The following is a 14,376-nucleotide window of genomic DNA, read 5'->3' as shown; positions in this document are numbered from 1 at the left end:
ATATCACGAGTCCGAAGCTGGAAAGAAGTCAGGCAAGGGCTTCCCGGATTCGATGGCTCCCATATCGGGACCCTCCCCCGAATAATCGTCGTTGAAGTTTGGCAATACCACTGCTTCGCCAAATCCCGGACTATCCTCCGCAAGCGGCAAAGCCCACCCAGCGCCTTCGCGTAACGGTTCTGCGAATACAGGTACGCCCACGATCCCTTCGCTTTGGCTAGACTCATGCCCGAGCACTTTTCCGTTGTAGAGATCGTAGTTAAAATCGTTTCGCTCGCTTAGCTGACCATCGTAGATAGCATGTCCCGTGTCGTGCCGCAGCCAAAGGATGTTGTTGCGGCTTTGGATATTCACTTGAACCTTCTTGCCTGTGCTAAGCTTCAGTCCGGCCTGAGCTCCCGAACTCTCGCTCGTCCCCTCCCAAGGTTCCGGCTGCAGGATGGTGTTGTGAAAAACGTAGATGCGCCCTTGGGCATAGGGTTCGCTCCTTGGCTCGCCCCCGAGCTTCAGGAAGAACTGCCCCCGATAGGAATCAGGCCCCTTGCGGGAGCGCAGGTAGATGTTGCGAAAGATGTAACAGGGTCCTACCGAGGTGCCCGCAGTCGCGATCGCGCCGAAGGTGCTGTCGATCACGTTTCCCCACACGCGCACGTTCAAGTTAGCGCCCTCGATCTCCAAGCCGTCGTCCCAGCAGTGCGAAACCCAATTTCCATAGATATCGGAATCACGAACCGGAAAGCCGCCGTATCCAAAATTATGCCACTCGCCCATGGCATCGTTGAACATGTGGTCCCAATCGGAATAGATGCGATTATGCCGGATAACGATTTCCCCTTCCCCGTTGATGAAGGAGATCGCCTGCGGGCCGATCGGATGGCGACTGCCGTTGCGACTCTCCCTCGCTTGCATCCAGGAATTCGAGTTGGAGCGCGGATGGTGCATCCGGTTGTTTTGGATCACGATTCGCTGCAGCGTCTTCTCCTCGCCGTCCTTCGTCTCGTGGAAGATCGCGGAATCGAAATTCCGCCCCCAACCATCGTCCAAGTCCTGTCCCCAGCCAGATATGTCGCAGTCCTCGACCACTACGTTCTGCACCTTTCCCAAGTGCACTCCATGGCGAGCTGCCCCTACAAGAGTCAAGCCGCGCAGGATCACGAAGTTCGCCTCCACCCGCACGTTCGCATCGTCCCGGTTCCGTCCATCAATAACCGTGCCGCCTTCGCTGGCCTGGTAGAGCACGTATCCATCTTTCGGATTCCCGCCTTCCCGTATCGTGAGCGTCTCCTCCAGACGCTCCGGCAAGGTCACCACTCGGGCGATCTTGAAGTCGGAACTCCACGTTTCCACTTCGATCCGCTCCCGAGCGAGGCCAGACTCCAAGCTCAATTCCACCTCGTAGCGCGTGCCGTCCCGCAAGCCAACGATGCTGCCGCGATACTCGTCGCGATACTGCGGAGCTTCCTCGTGAACGTAGTCGTCGAACCAAAGCGGCAAGGCTTCCCGCCACTCGGAGGTTCCCTTTTCCCGGTAGCGCACCGAGCAGACAACATCGCTCGCCCCTTCCTTCGGCGCCCACCGCAGACCGATACAGTCAAACGTCGGCACCGCTTGCGGAACAGACGATTTGCCAAAAACTCCGGGTCCCAACCCGAAAAGGGCGAGCAGTACAATTAGGGTATACGCTTTCATTCGAAAAATTTCCATTTAGTTAGCATCCTTCTCTGCGAACAATCCCCACCCTATGACTAAACAGAATCAGCCTCCTTCGCCAGTCTCTCGATGAGGGCGGCCAATCGTTGCGCCTCAAGATGCTCCCCTTGGGCAAGAGCCCGCTTTCGGGCCGCCTGCAAAGCCAGAACCCCTTCTTCGTAGCGCTCCAACTGCAGCAGGGCCACCCCTTCCATCTTTAGAACGAACACGCTCTCGGCGAGACTCCCCTTCGCCTCGCCAACGAGCTTGAGCAAAGCAGCCCACTCCTCGCCTCCAACCAGAGGAGCCGCCACCTGCCGAAACAAGGACTCGTTGCCGCGATCGCTCTCGAAGGCCTTCGTCAAGGCTCCCAACCACGACTCGCGATCCCCTGATTCCGCGAAATCCAAAGCTCGGGCCAACCAGTATTGAGATTTCAAGCGCGCGAGCGATCCCTCCGTCGGCAACCGCAACGCAAGCGTATCCAGCGCCGCCTCCGCCTCGTCCCAAGCTCTCGCCTGGATCGCCACCGACAAGCGCTTCGCATAAAGGGAAGCATCCATGGGACGCCCCTTGGACGCTTCCTTGAAGCGGGCCAGGGCCAGATCCCAACGGCCTTCCTCTCGGGCCAGGTCACCGCTGGCTTCGAGCAAGCCAGCATCGAAGCGAAACCGAAGCAGAGCCGATTCCAGCGCCTCCTGCGCCTTCCCGGTCTCTCCCAACTCCCGCAGGCAGCGAGCCTCCACCAATGCGATGCGCGACGACGCAACCTCGTGCTCCAACGCCCGCGAGCAAATGCTCAATGCTGCCTCGTATTTCCCATCTCGATACAGTTCCTCCCCGTAGATGGCAAAGGCCTGAGCCCGGGCATCCGCACAGGAAACCGCTTTCTCGATCGCGGCAAAGGCCGCCTCTCGACGGTCGGAAGCGAACTCCAGCTTAGCCAAACCGAGCCAAAGCTCTCCGCTTTCGGGATACAGCCGAATCCCTCTTTCCAACACCGCTCCCGCTTCCTCGAAGCGCAGGGCGGTAAACAATTCGTCCGCGTCGCACGACAAACGGTATTCGCCATATCGATACGATCGCACCTCATCCAACCACGGGTCTCGAGTCGAGGTGTGCCTAGGATTCCCTTGACCGAGGTCCAAGTAACGCTGGGCCCGCTGGTCGTCGCCCTGCCCCGCGTAGAGGTTCGCCAAAAGCAAGGCCGCATCCCCGCACTGCCGGTCCCGTTGCAAGCAGTCCTGCAAAAGCCGTTCTGCCTGCTTCCACTTCCCGGCTCTCATCGCCCCCTTGGCCAAGGCAATCGAGGCTCCCGCAAAACTTTCCGCCACTTCCAAGCATTGCTCGTACATAGTCTCAACCCTCTCGCCTTGAGATTCGCGCAGCCGCGCCAAGCGCAACCGCGCCAACGGATAGTCGAGCCCCCGATCCAGCAGCCCCTCAAGCAGCGTCCGAGCCGCCTCGCGTTCGCCTAGCTCCTCCCGGACGCAGGCTTCCAAGTAAGCAGCCCGATCCGAAACCTCTCCGCCCTCCAAATCCGCCACGTACGCATAGCAGCGCCCAGCCTCGTGCAAGAACGCGTTGGCATGAAAGAACATCCCCAGCCGCAGCGCATCCAACGCGCTAGCCCCGCTCTTCTCCCAATAGCTGCGATAGGCTCGCTCGAAAACCGAGTCCCCTCCCAGATCCGAATCCTCCAAGCGCGGCAAGGCGCTCCCCTCCAGACGCTCCACCCATCCGCCCGCAACCAGCGAGCAGAGGAGCAACAGGACAAGCCTGGAAGCGGCGGGGCTATTCATACAAATCATGGGGTCTCTAGGGGCACACGGAGAGCGATAGGCACTCTCTCACCATTTGCCCGCTCAGGCCTAGCGGAAAAGCGGAATCCCCCGCCCATAGGCAATGACTAAATATTCATAACCTTTAAAGTCTCCGTAGTCGCCGCAGCATAGCAGCACTCCTACGCGCCCCGACATGCCCCGACTACCCAGCAATTTCAGCCTCGCCATCGCGGGCGCCGGCCTCATCTCCGCCGCCCTCGCTCCGCCTCCAGCCAGCGGAGCATCCGACTCCCTCCCCGCTCCCGCCTACGCGCCCAGCCCCATCGGCAACCTGCCGGAGGGCGAAGCCTGGATCACCGACCTCTGCATCGCCGACCTCGACGGCGACGGACAGCTCGACGTCGTCGCGGCCGACGGACGGCTCCACCGCATCTCCGCCCTCTACGGCCTCGGCGGCCTAAGTTTCGAGGAGCAAGCCCTCAACGAGCAAACGGCCGGACCTGCCCACGTCGAAGCCTGCGACATCGACCAAGACGGCGACCTCGACCTCCTCGTAGCCTGCATGGGCATCATCTTCCCCAGCAACCAGCAGATCGGCTCCATCGAAATCCTCGAGCAAACTGCCCCCCGCACCTTCGAGCGGCGCGTCATCGCAAGCCAAATCGCTCGCGTTACCGACCTGCAAGCAGGCGACCTCGACGGCGATGGCAACCTCGACCTCGTTGTAGGACAATTTGGATACGAGCAAGGCGAAGTCCGCTGGCTGGAGAACAAGGGAAACTGGCAGTTCGACAGTCACCCGCTTCTCGCCCTTCCCGGGGCCATCCACACTCCGATCGCCGACCTCGATGGCGACGGCCACCTCGATATCGTCGCCCTCATTTCCCAGCAATGGGAAGAAGTTCACTGCTTCAAAGGCGACGGCCAAGGCAGCTTCCAAAACCAAGTCCTCTTCGCCTCCAGCAACCAAGACTACGGCAGCAGCGGGCTCTCCCTTGCCGACCTCGATGCCGACGGCGACCTGGACATCCTCTACACCAACGGCGACGGCTTCGACTACGCCCGGCCCGGTCCCCGCCCCCACCACGGACTGCAGGTTCTCTACAACGAAAACGGCCGCTTCCGCTACCAACGCGTCGCCGACTTCCCCGGTGCCTTCAGCCCTCACGCCGTCGATCTCAACGCCGACGGCCGCCTCGATCTCCTCGTCACCAGCTGCTTCAACCATTGGGAAAACAAGCCCATTTCGCTCGCCGCCTACCTCGCCCAGCCGGACGGCAGCTACCAACTCCATCCCCTCGCCCGCTCCCCTACCCACCTCGTCGTGGTGGACTCCGCCGACTTCGACGGAGACGGAACGCCCGAGCTCGTCACCGGAACCTTCCAGGCCTACCCACCGTTCGAGAATCTCAGCCGCATCACCCTCTGGACCCGCAGCGAGAATCTTTAGTCAACGAGAAGCCCGTCGCCCCTCCTTTGCACAACTGCATATTTAAAGCGTACTCTTAATTTCAATACGCAAAAAAATGCCATATCCCCTAAAACTGCTAGTCCTCGCCAGCCTCTGCATCGCAAGCTTCGCCAAAGCGCAAACCGAAGCCCCCGCCTTCGTGCAAATCCCGGAGCTCACCGTCGCCCCCGACCGTGCCGACTGGACCTACAAGCTCGGCGAGCCCGTCACCTTCACCATCCTGCTGCACGCCCACGGCAACGTCCTCGACGACGTCGAGGTATCCTACCAGGTCGGTCCCGAGCTCTACGAGGGCGAAACCCGAACCGCCACCCTGCGAGACGGGCGCTTCTCCTTCCAAGCAGCTCCCCTCAGCCAGCCCGGCTTCCTGCGCTGCAACGCCTCCGTTACCCTAGACGGAAAAAGCTACTCCGCCAAGGCCACCGCCGCCTTCAGCCCCGAGCAAATCCGCCCCACTCAAAGCGAACCCGACGACTTCGACGAGTACTGGGACAAGCAGCTCGAAACCCTCAAGCAGATCGACCTTCGTCCTCTCAAAAAACCGTATCCAGAACTCAATACACCCGAGGTGAACGCCTACAAGGTACGCTACCAATCTTGGGGCAAGCTGGACGGCGAAGCCCCTTTCTACGGCGTGCTCACCGAACCGAACAAGGAAGGCAAGTTTCCCGCAGTCCTGCAAGTCCCCGGAGCCGGCGTTCGCTCCTATACCGGAAACATGCAACTCGCGGAAGCTGGCTTCATCGCCTTCCAAATCGGTATCCACAGCATCCCCATCGACCTTGAAGGCGACGTGTATTCAAACCTCAGGTACGCTGGCCTTCACAACTACTGGGGCTACAACCTCAACGATCGCGACGAGTACTACTTCCGCCGAGTCTTCCTCGGTTGCGTCAAGGCGCTCGACATCCTGACCACCCACCCCAACTGGGACGGCGAAACCCTTATCGTCTACGGCGGCAGCCAAGGCGGATTCCTCAGCATCGTCACCTCCGCGCTCGACAAGCGCGTCACCGGGCTCGTCGCCAACTACCCCGCCTACTGCGACGTCACCGGCACCCTCCACCAGCGGGCCGGCGGCTGGCCCAAGATGTTCAAGTACGATCGCTATCGCAACGAAGACATGATCGCCACCACCGCCTACTACGACGGAGTCAACTTCGCCAAGCGCCTCACCGTTCCGGGCAGCTTCGCATTCGGCTACAACGACACCGTCTGCCCGCCCACCAGCATGTATTCAGCTTACAACGTCATCACCGCGCCCAAGGATCTCACAATCCAGGTCGACATGGGCCACACCGCCTCGGAGCCCTTCCGCGAGCAAACCTTCCAGCGAATCCTAAAGATCGCCGGCAAGAATTAAAAGGACGCTCCCCGCAACGCGGCGCTTTCCCGTCTCGACGGGAAGCCCGCCCCGCCGGATAAGGCGCGGCCTCATCCAAGGCCTGGCAGCGACAGCTAGAGCATTTTTCGTTTGATCATTCGCATAAGGTAGGGCGGGACCGCCGGGCACGCCGCGTTTCCCTCATCACACAGTACGCTAACTAAACGAAAAACGCTCTAAACGCCCCGAACAGACAGAGCAGAGCTGCTACTTCCGCAAAGGCGCTACCTTGACGCCTCCCCACGGAGCGCCCACTTCGCTGAAAAGCACGCCGCGCTCGAATGCGTTTACCGCGATATCCTCCAAGCCTTTGACCACTCGGAAAACGCCGCCGTCCGATTCGACCTCCTCCACGAAGGACTCCGCAATGCTCTGCGGTTCAAATCCTCGGTAGAGGGCTTCGACCACCTCCGCATGCGGCAAGGCGTGCACAGGCTCGCAGAGCTCAGCGTCCTCGCCAGCGATGCGACGCGCGATCGCCTCGATCATGGCCCGCACTTCCTCCTCGTCTCCGGTCAAGTCGTAGCGCCGCTCGGGCTCGCCATCGATGCGATAGTAAGCCGCTTCGTCCTTGATCCACTCGATCTCGCCCTTCGTTCCGACGATGCGGATCGTGGGGTTCACCGTCTCACGGCTGGCGTGGGACGCGATAAAGGTCACGGGCACGCCCGCCTCCGTCTCGCCCCGCAGGCTAGCCGTATCGAAATTCTCGATATCGTTCGCGCGAAAGGTTTCCGCTCGCAGGGAGCTTACGATGGATGCGACGGAATCGGTCGATCCCCCCGCCCAATAAAGCATCAGGTGCAAGAAATGGGCGGCCGCGTTGCTCACGGGCGAATCCAAAACCAAGGAATCGCCCACGCTCACGCGCCCAGCCCACGCATTGCGCGAAAAGTAGTGCACCCCACGCGGCCAAAGCGTAATGCCCCGGATCTCCCGCAACTCGCCCAGAACGCCTGCCGCCAGGTCTCGCTTGACCTGCCGGGTCACCGGGCAGTGCATCTTCTGGAATCCGACCGCCACGAAGCGATCAGCCGCTTTCGCTCGCTCGATGATCCGGCGGCACGCTTCCGTCTCCGGAGCGAGCGGCTTTTCGATCAGGACGTTGGCCTCGGCCTCCAATGCCGCCATGGTCATCTCCTCGTGCAGGAAGATAGGCGTCGGGATCATGCACAGGTCGAGCCGCCCCTTCCAGGCAGCCAACATTTCTTCGTAGTCGCGAAACAACTCGCAGCCTCCCGCTTTCAGCTTAGCGCAGAGCTCCGCCTCCTCCTCCTGGTTGATGACCGTCGCAGCCACCAGCTCCAGCTCTCCCTTCGCCACCATGTGGTCGATCATCCTCAAGTGCACGCGACCGTAACTCGAGACGCCGATCAAAGCTGCTTTTATCATTTAACAAGGGCTAATATTGGTAGTTAAGGAAAGGGTGCCGCCCTCGAGCGCTGCCAAGGTCGAGCCATTCCCACAAGAGTATTAAATTACGCGCATCCGCAAGGCCGCGACACCGTACAGAAAGCCCCTTTTCTGGGTCACACTTCAACGCTACCCCTATGACTAAATAACCATAAGCCTAAGCTTGCAGCAACTCCCTCCCCTCCCATTCTCGCCTAACACCCTCGCTCTTAGCGGGCCGACGAACGGTCTCCACCCCACTGAGCAGCACCCCTCTCCAAAGATCGATGAACCAAAACTTCCGCGTAACCCAAGCCGACATCGCCCGCAAGGTCGGGTGCAGCCAAGTCACCGTCTCGAGGGCATTGAACGACGACCACCGCGTCGCCGAAGACCTGAAGAACACCATCAAGCAAATGGCCGACCAGCTGGGATATCGGCCCGACCCCATGCTGCGGGCCCTCGTGACCTCCCGGCGCTACCTCAACGCCAAAAGCGCCAACGCCAGCATCGCCTTCGTCTACGTCGGCAACAAGCCCGACCCCAACACCCCCTTCAGCAACTTCGAGTACTACAAGGGCGTCAAAGACAAGTCCGAAGCCCTCGGCTTCAACCTGGAAGCCCTCAAGTTCGACTCCGGCGAGATTTCCCCGGAACGCTTCGCCAGCATCCTCCGCCACCGCGGCGTCAAAGGCGTCGTCTTCGCCCTCTCCAGCGGACATTGGATCTTCGCCCAGCCTATCTTCGACCTGCCCGACTTCGCCTACGTCTCGCTGGGCTACAACTTCGCCCACACTCCGGTCAATTGCATCATGCCGGACAACTACCATTCCATCACCGTAGCCTTCCGCGCCGCCCTCGACCGCGGCCACAAGCGCATCGGACTGTCCGTATCCAAAACCCAAAACGAACGCATCGACTTCGCCTTCACCGACGGATTCAGGCGCCTCGCCCTCGAGCAAGGCCTCGACCCCGATTCCCTCATCCACCTCTTCCGCCACGAAACCGAAGAGGAACGCTCCTGCATCCAAGACAAGATGACTCAGTGGATGGAACGGGCTCAGCCGGACGTCGTCATCGGAGAACTGGGAACCCGCCCCCACCTCGAGAAATTCCTCAAGCGAAACGACATGCAGCTCGGCAAGGACATGCCCTTTATCTGCCTGGACATCCGCGCCCGCATCAACGGCGACGACAGCGGACTCATCGGCAACCGCGAACTCATGGGCCAACGAGCCGTGGAGAACATCGCCTCCCAGATCACCCGCAACCACGCCGGACTGCCCCGCACCTACGAACGCCTCCTCGTGCAGTCCACTTGGCACGACGGCGAAACCTTCTAGCCGGGCCGCCACCAGCGGGTCCGCTCGCCCAATGTTTAATTAAGCGCCCTCCCAGCCATTGCGGATGCCAGCAGATCGAGACTGTGCTAACGCTTCTCCAAAAACATGAAGCCAGAAAACCCCGATTCCCCCAGCGCGGACGCCACCTCGGCTCCCAACGGCAGCCACTCAGAGCAAGCGAAGCCCAACGCCGAGTACCGCACCTCCCTCAAGGAAAAGCTGTCCTACGCCATCGGCACCATCCCCTTCATGCTAGGCTCCAGCGGGGTCATGCAAATCGCCAACCCGCTCTACAACCTTACCCTCGGCCTCAGCCCCTCCTTCGTCGGAACCGTCATGGCCATCGTACGCCTCTGGGACGGCTTCACCGATCCTCTGATGGGCTCCCTCAGCGACAATACCCGCACCCGCTGGGGACGGCGGCGCCCCTTCATCGCCCTCGGCGCCGTGCTCTGCGCCATCACCTTTCCCATCATGTGGCTCGTCCCCATAGACTGGGGAGAAGCTGCGACCTTCATCTACTTCCTGGTCACCTGCCTGATGTTCTTTACCGCGTTTACGGTCTACGGCGTTCCGTATTTGACGCTTGGATACGAGCTCAGCTCCGACACGAGCGAACGCCTCCGCATCCAGACCTACCGTGCCATGTGCACGAAGATCATCAACTTCATCGCCCCCTGGATCTTCGTCATCGCCCAGCTCGACTTCTTCGACAGCACCATATCCGGCTTCCGGGCCGTCGGACTCATCATCGGAGGACTCTTCATTCTCCTAGCCATTCCCGCCGTGCTCAACACCCGAGAACGCTTCGAGAAACGAGCCGCCCAGCAGCAAAAGGTAAAGCTCGTCAAAGCCGTTAAGCTCACCCTCGCCAACCGCCCCTTCCGCTGCCTCGTCTCCATCGTCGTCGGCATGCTCATCGGCACCAGCATGGTCAACATCCTGGGCATCTACGTGAACAGCTACCACGTCTTCCCCGGTGACACCGAACAAGGCGCCAAGTACCACGCCCTCGCCATGACCCTCTACGGCGTCGCCGGCCTCGTCGCCGTCCCCATCGTCAGCAAGATCGCCAACCGCGTCGGCAAGCTCAAGGTCCTGCAATGGTGCCTGCTCATCGGCATCGTCGCCTCCGCCTCCAAATTCTTCAGCTACACGCCCCACGCCCCCTGGCTGCAGTTCGTGACCATGCTGGCCCTCTCGCCCGCCTTCTCCGGGTTCTGGGTCCTCATCGACCCCATGAAGGCCGACACCGCCGACTACGACGAGCTCAGCACCGGCATGCGCCGCGAAGGCATGTACGCCGCCGTGGCCAACTGGATCGAAAAGGTCGCCCTCACCGGCACCCTGCTCGTCTCCAACTCCATGCTCGACATCACCGGCTTCGACGTCTCCAAAGGCGCCGACCAAGGCGACGGAGCCATCCTCTCCATCCGCCTCTGCTACTCGCTGATTCCAGCCGCTCTCTTGACCATCGCCTACATCATCGCCCGCAAGTATCCACTTACCGACGACGGCGTCATACGACTCAAAGGCGAGCTAGAAGAACGCCGCGGCAAGGTCGTATAAAAGAAAAACGGTAAGCACGCCGCGACTCCCCAAATCCAGCCTAGCGCCATAAACAGTAGGCGGGCCTTACAATCCCGTGGCACTGCAAAGCTATGCCCAGGCAGCGCAAGTCCCGCCCTACGAGGTAGAGCGAGTTCGCCGAACACGCCTGTTCCCACCTGCCTCACCTAGCTCCGTATCCAAAATCCGCACTACCTGCGGCCTTTCGCCCAGACGCTGATCTGGCACATCAAGAGCACGCTCGCCCCCGCACTCCTCCAGATATTCAACGGAGAGTGCCCTTCGCGCCGCTGACGCCAGCAGCCCGCTACCTAGCTGCTTTCCTGATATTGGCACCATAGGCGCTTTTACCATTGCCGCAGACTTTTACGTCGCGCATTAAAATCCCTGTCCTCGAACAACTCTAGCCTACCACAGCCCCATTTGCGATCGCGCCCGCTTCCTCCATCCCTTCCGATGCCTGCCAGTAGAAAAACCTCTTCCCCAAAAAACTCCACCGACAACCTCGCGACCGTGGTATGAACAAAAAGTCCCTCAGCGAACGCGACATCTGCACCAAGTTCATTACGCCTAGCATCATCGCAGCGGGTTGGGACAACGCATCACAAATACGCGAAGAGGTCTCGTTCACCGATGGACGCATCTATGTTCGAGGCAAGCTTCATACTCGTGGCGAACGAAAACGCGCGGACTACATACTCTACTACAAACCGAACATCCCACTCGCTGTAATTGAGGCGAAGGACAACAAGCATTCCGTCAAAGCAGGTCTCCAGCAAGCGCTAGGTTACGCTGAGACCTTAGACATTCCTTTTGTCTTCAGCAGCAACGGCGACGCCTTCGCCTTCCACGACAAGACGGCGTCAGATAGCCCTATTGAATCCGAGCTGAGCCTCGAATCCTTTCCCTCGCCCGAAGCTCTTTGGCGAAAGTACTGCATAGCCAAAAACATCACTTCCGAGGCCGAATCGATCGCTTCTCAAGACTACTACATCGACACCCCAAAGCGAACCCCTCGCTACTACCAGCAGATTGCCGTCAATCGCACGGTCAACGCCATCGCCCGCAACGAAGGCGACAATCGTCATCTGCTTGTGATGGCCACCGGCACCGGCAAAACCTACACCGCATTTCAGATCATTTACCGTCTTTGGAAAAGTGGCGTTAAGAAACGCATCCTCTTCCTTGCCGACCGTACAGCTCTCATCGACCAAACAGTACGTGGGGACTTCCGGCATTTCAAGGAGGCCATGACGGTCATCAAGAAGAAGCAGATCGATACTGCTTACAACATCTACCTCGCCCTATACCAAGGGCTATCGGACAACAACGACACCGACGCTTACAAGCAGTTCAGTCCCGACTTTTTCGATCTAGTCGTCATCGACGAATGCCATCGCGGCAGTGCCAGGGACAACAGCAAGTGGCGGGAGATTCTGAACTATTTTTCGAAAGCCACTCACGTCGGCCTCACCGCCACCCCCAAAGAAACCGAGGACGTATCCAGTTCAGAATACTTCGGCGACCCACTCTACACCTATTCGTTAAAACAAGGCATCGAAGATGGATTCCTAGCTCCATACAAAGTGATCAAAGTCACCCTCGACATCGATGCCGAAGGTTGGAGACCACCCGCAGGGTACAAGGATAAGGATGGCGACGAAGTCGAGGACCGCGTCTACAACCGCAGCGACTTTGACAAAAACATCGTCGTCGAAGAACGCCGCCAAACCGTAGCCAAGAAAATCACCGAATTCCTCAAGGGCAGCGACCGCTTCTCTAAGACAATCGTCTTCTGCACCGATATCGAGCACGCGGAAGGTATGCGGACCGAGCTAGCAAACGCCAATCAAGATCTCGTGTCGCAGAATTCCAAATACGTCATGCAAATCACAGGCGACAACGCCATCGGCAAAGCGCACCTCGATGCCTTTATCAGCCCTTCCGAGCGCTACCCCGTCATCGCCACCACCTCCAAGCTCATGACCACTGGCGTCGACGCTCAGACCTGCAAGCTCATCGTGCTCGACTCCGAGATCAAATCCATGACCGAGTTCAAGCAGATCATTGGACGCGGTACCCGCATCAACGAAGACTTCGGTAAGCACTACTTCACCATCATGGATTTTCGAAACGTCACCGCTCTCTTCGCTGACCCCGAATTCGACGGCGATCCGGTGCGCATCAAGGACACCTCCGAGCAAGACAACATTTCAGGAGCGGACAGTGAGGCGAGCGAAGAGGAGATCATCGACGATGTATCGGGTGACGCAGTTGACTTCGCAGATTCCGAACGCCCCGATATCTCCATCCTCGCCGAAGACGCCAACGACTACCCTCGACGCCGCAAAGTCACCGTAAACGGGATCGACGTCATGGTCGTAAAAGAGCGGGTCATGTACATGGGCCCCGATGGCAAGATCATCACCGAACGCCTCCTCGACTACACTCGAAACAGCATCCGACGCTCCTACGCCTCGCTCGACGAATTCCTGACGTCTTGGAAGAACGCTGACCGCAAGCGAGCTATCGTCGAAGAACTGGAGACCAAAGGAATATTCTTCTCCGCTCTCCAGGAAGAAGTTGGAGCCGACTTCGAACCGTTCGACCTAATTTGCCACATCGCCTTCGAGCAAAAACCGCTTACCCGCCGCGAACGCGCCGACAACGTTCGCAAACGCGACTACTTCACTCGCTATGGGGAACTCGCCCGTTCCGTCCTAGACGGGCTGCTAGACAAGTATGCCGACGAGGGCTTGTCCGACCTAGAAGACCCCGCAGTCATTACCCTCCGACCCATCAACACCCTCGGCACAGCTCCGGAGATCATCAAAGCCTTCGGGGGCAAAAACGGTTACGACGAGGCGGTCCACACTCTGGCAACAGCCCTGTACGAAGCATCATGACTCGTAGATTGATTCGCTTCGTTTCGCCTGGGCAAAAAGAAACCCCGGCGCCTATTCGCTACATTGAGCGAAGGAAGGGGTTCCGAGGTGTACGATCTCTAACATCGACCTATTGACCTCGTAGTCAATTGAATTCTTCTGAGCTACTCGTCCCCTCCGCATGACCCCACCTTCCTTTCCTCAGATCGAAGCCGCCCTGCATACCGAACGGCTGGACGCCTATCGTCAAGACGGAGCCGACGAGAAAACCGCCCTAGCTCGCTACGCTCTCAACATGGCTCTCGCAGAAGCCCTCTACCCCTCGCTTCAGTTTGCGGAAATCGCCCTCCGCAATGCCATACACACTTCCTTCACAAACCGCTTCGGAGCCGAAAACTGGTACGACGGAGCTGCGAAACTCCTTCCTTGGCAAAACACCAAAGTCCAAGAGGCTAAGATCACTCTACAAAAACTCCGTAAGCCAACCAGTCCCGGACGCATAGTCGCTGAGCTGAGCTTTGGCTTCTGGACTGGCTTCTTTAACAAACAGCACAACCGCACCGGTCTCAGCCACCACATAGCAAAAACGGTCTTTCAGCACGCCCCCAAGGCAGAGCGCAACACCACTAAGCTAGACCTCCGCTGGCTCGCAATCAGGGACTTGCGCAACCGAGTTTTCCACCACGAGCGCATCCTCCATTGGAAAGACCTCGATCTGCGGCACCAACACATTGCAACCATCACACGATGGATCTGCCCCGAACTAGCCAACTACGCAAAGAGTCTAGACCGTTTCGACGCCGTCCGTGCCGCAGGACTCGTTCCGTGGCTAAAAAAGATCGAAAGCCTCTGATGCACG

The 14,376-nt window shown here is 59.4% G+C and carries 9 protein-coding genes; 6 read left to right on the top strand and 3 right to left on the bottom strand.

Going from position 1 to position 14,376, the window contains the following annotated elements:
• Window positions 1–3: 3 nt before the first annotated feature.
• Complete coding sequence (locus QEH57_RS10070; protein WP_309006605.1) at window positions 4–1,605, bottom strand: right-handed parallel beta-helix repeat-containing protein; 1,602 nt, start codon at window positions 1,603–1,605, stop codon at window positions 4–6.
• A 140-nt stretch (window positions 1,606–1,745) separates the two neighbouring features.
• Complete coding sequence (locus QEH57_RS10065) at window positions 1,746–3,491, bottom strand: tetratricopeptide repeat protein (protein WP_309006604.1); 1,746 nt, start codon at window positions 3,489–3,491, stop codon at window positions 1,746–1,748.
• A 175-nt stretch (window positions 3,492–3,666) separates the two neighbouring features.
• Between QEH57_RS10065 and QEH57_RS10060 the strand changes: the two genes are divergently transcribed.
• Together QEH57_RS10060 and QEH57_RS10055 are read left to right on the top strand one after the other, a co-directional pair.
• Window positions 3,667–4,923: a VCBS repeat-containing protein gene (locus QEH57_RS10060; protein ID WP_309006603.1), complete on the top strand. Its 1,257-nt coding sequence runs from the start codon at window positions 3,667–3,669 to the stop codon at window positions 4,921–4,923.
• Between the two features lie 76 nt (window positions 4,924–4,999).
• Window positions 5,000–6,307, top strand: a complete 1,308-nt coding sequence (locus tag QEH57_RS10055) for an acetylxylan esterase (protein ID WP_309006602.1) — start codon at window positions 5,000–5,002, stop codon at window positions 6,305–6,307.
• Window positions 6,308–6,535: 228 nt separating this feature from the next.
• Here the strand turns inward: QEH57_RS10055 and QEH57_RS10050 are convergent, their stop codons facing one another.
• A complete protein-coding gene (locus tag QEH57_RS10050) occupies window positions 6,536–7,720 on the bottom strand; it encodes a Gfo/Idh/MocA family oxidoreductase (protein ID WP_309006601.1) in 1,185 nt (394 codons plus the stop codon).
• Between the two features lie 287 nt (window positions 7,721–8,007).
• Between QEH57_RS10050 and QEH57_RS10045 the strand changes: the two genes are divergently transcribed.
• From QEH57_RS10045 to QEH57_RS10030, 4 genes are all read left to right on the top strand, one after another.
• On the top strand, window positions 8,008–9,063 hold the full coding sequence (locus QEH57_RS10045) for a LacI family DNA-binding transcriptional regulator (protein ID WP_309006600.1): 1,056 nt from the start codon (window positions 8,008–8,010) through the stop codon (window positions 9,061–9,063).
• Between the two features lie 105 nt (window positions 9,064–9,168).
• Window positions 9,169–10,632: an MFS transporter gene (locus QEH57_RS10040; RefSeq protein ID WP_309006599.1), complete on the top strand. Its 1,464-nt coding sequence runs from the start codon at window positions 9,169–9,171 to the stop codon at window positions 10,630–10,632.
• A gap of 518 nt (window positions 10,633–11,150) precedes the next feature.
• On the top strand, window positions 11,151–13,538 hold the full coding sequence (locus tag QEH57_RS10035; RefSeq protein WP_309006598.1) for a DEAD/DEAH box helicase family protein: 2,388 nt from the start codon (window positions 11,151–11,153) through the stop codon (window positions 13,536–13,538).
• A 160-nt stretch (window positions 13,539–13,698) separates the two neighbouring features.
• A complete protein-coding gene (locus QEH57_RS10030; RefSeq protein ID WP_309006597.1) occupies window positions 13,699–14,370 on the top strand; it encodes an Abi family protein in 672 nt (223 codons plus the stop codon).
• Window positions 14,371–14,376 lie beyond the last annotated feature (6 nt).

Source organism: Pelagicoccus sp. SDUM812005 (genome assembly GCF_031127875.1).
Lineage (GTDB): Bacteria > Verrucomicrobiota > Verrucomicrobiia > Opitutales > Opitutaceae > Pelagicoccus.
This window is presented reverse-complemented; position numbering and strand designations above follow the sequence as displayed.

Bases quoted from the DNA above. Each gene is read 5' to 3' on its own strand.
- QEH57_RS10055 (WP_309006602.1), top strand. From the start codon at position 5,000: ATGCCATATCCCCTAAAACTGCTAGTCCTCGCCAGCCTCTGCATCGCA.
- QEH57_RS10035 (WP_309006598.1), top strand. From the start codon at position 11,151: ATGAACAAAAAGTCCCTCAGCGAACGCGACATCTGCACCAAGTTCATT.
- QEH57_RS10030 (WP_309006597.1), top strand. From the start codon at position 13,699: ATGACCCCACCTTCCTTTCCTCAGATCGAAGCCGCCCTGCATACCGAA.
- QEH57_RS10065 (WP_309006604.1), bottom strand. From the start codon at position 3,491: ATGAATAGCCCCGCCGCTTCCAGGCTTGTCCTGTTGCTCCTCTGCTCG.
- QEH57_RS10045 (WP_309006600.1), top strand. From the start codon at position 8,008: ATGAACCAAAACTTCCGCGTAACCCAAGCCGACATCGCCCGCAAGGTC.
- QEH57_RS10060 (WP_309006603.1), top strand. From the start codon at position 3,667: ATGCCCCGACTACCCAGCAATTTCAGCCTCGCCATCGCGGGCGCCGGC.
- QEH57_RS10040 (WP_309006599.1), top strand. From the start codon at position 9,169: ATGAAGCCAGAAAACCCCGATTCCCCCAGCGCGGACGCCACCTCGGCT.
- QEH57_RS10050 (WP_309006601.1), bottom strand. From the start codon at position 7,720: ATGATAAAAGCAGCTTTGATCGGCGTCTCGAGTTACGGTCGCGTGCAC.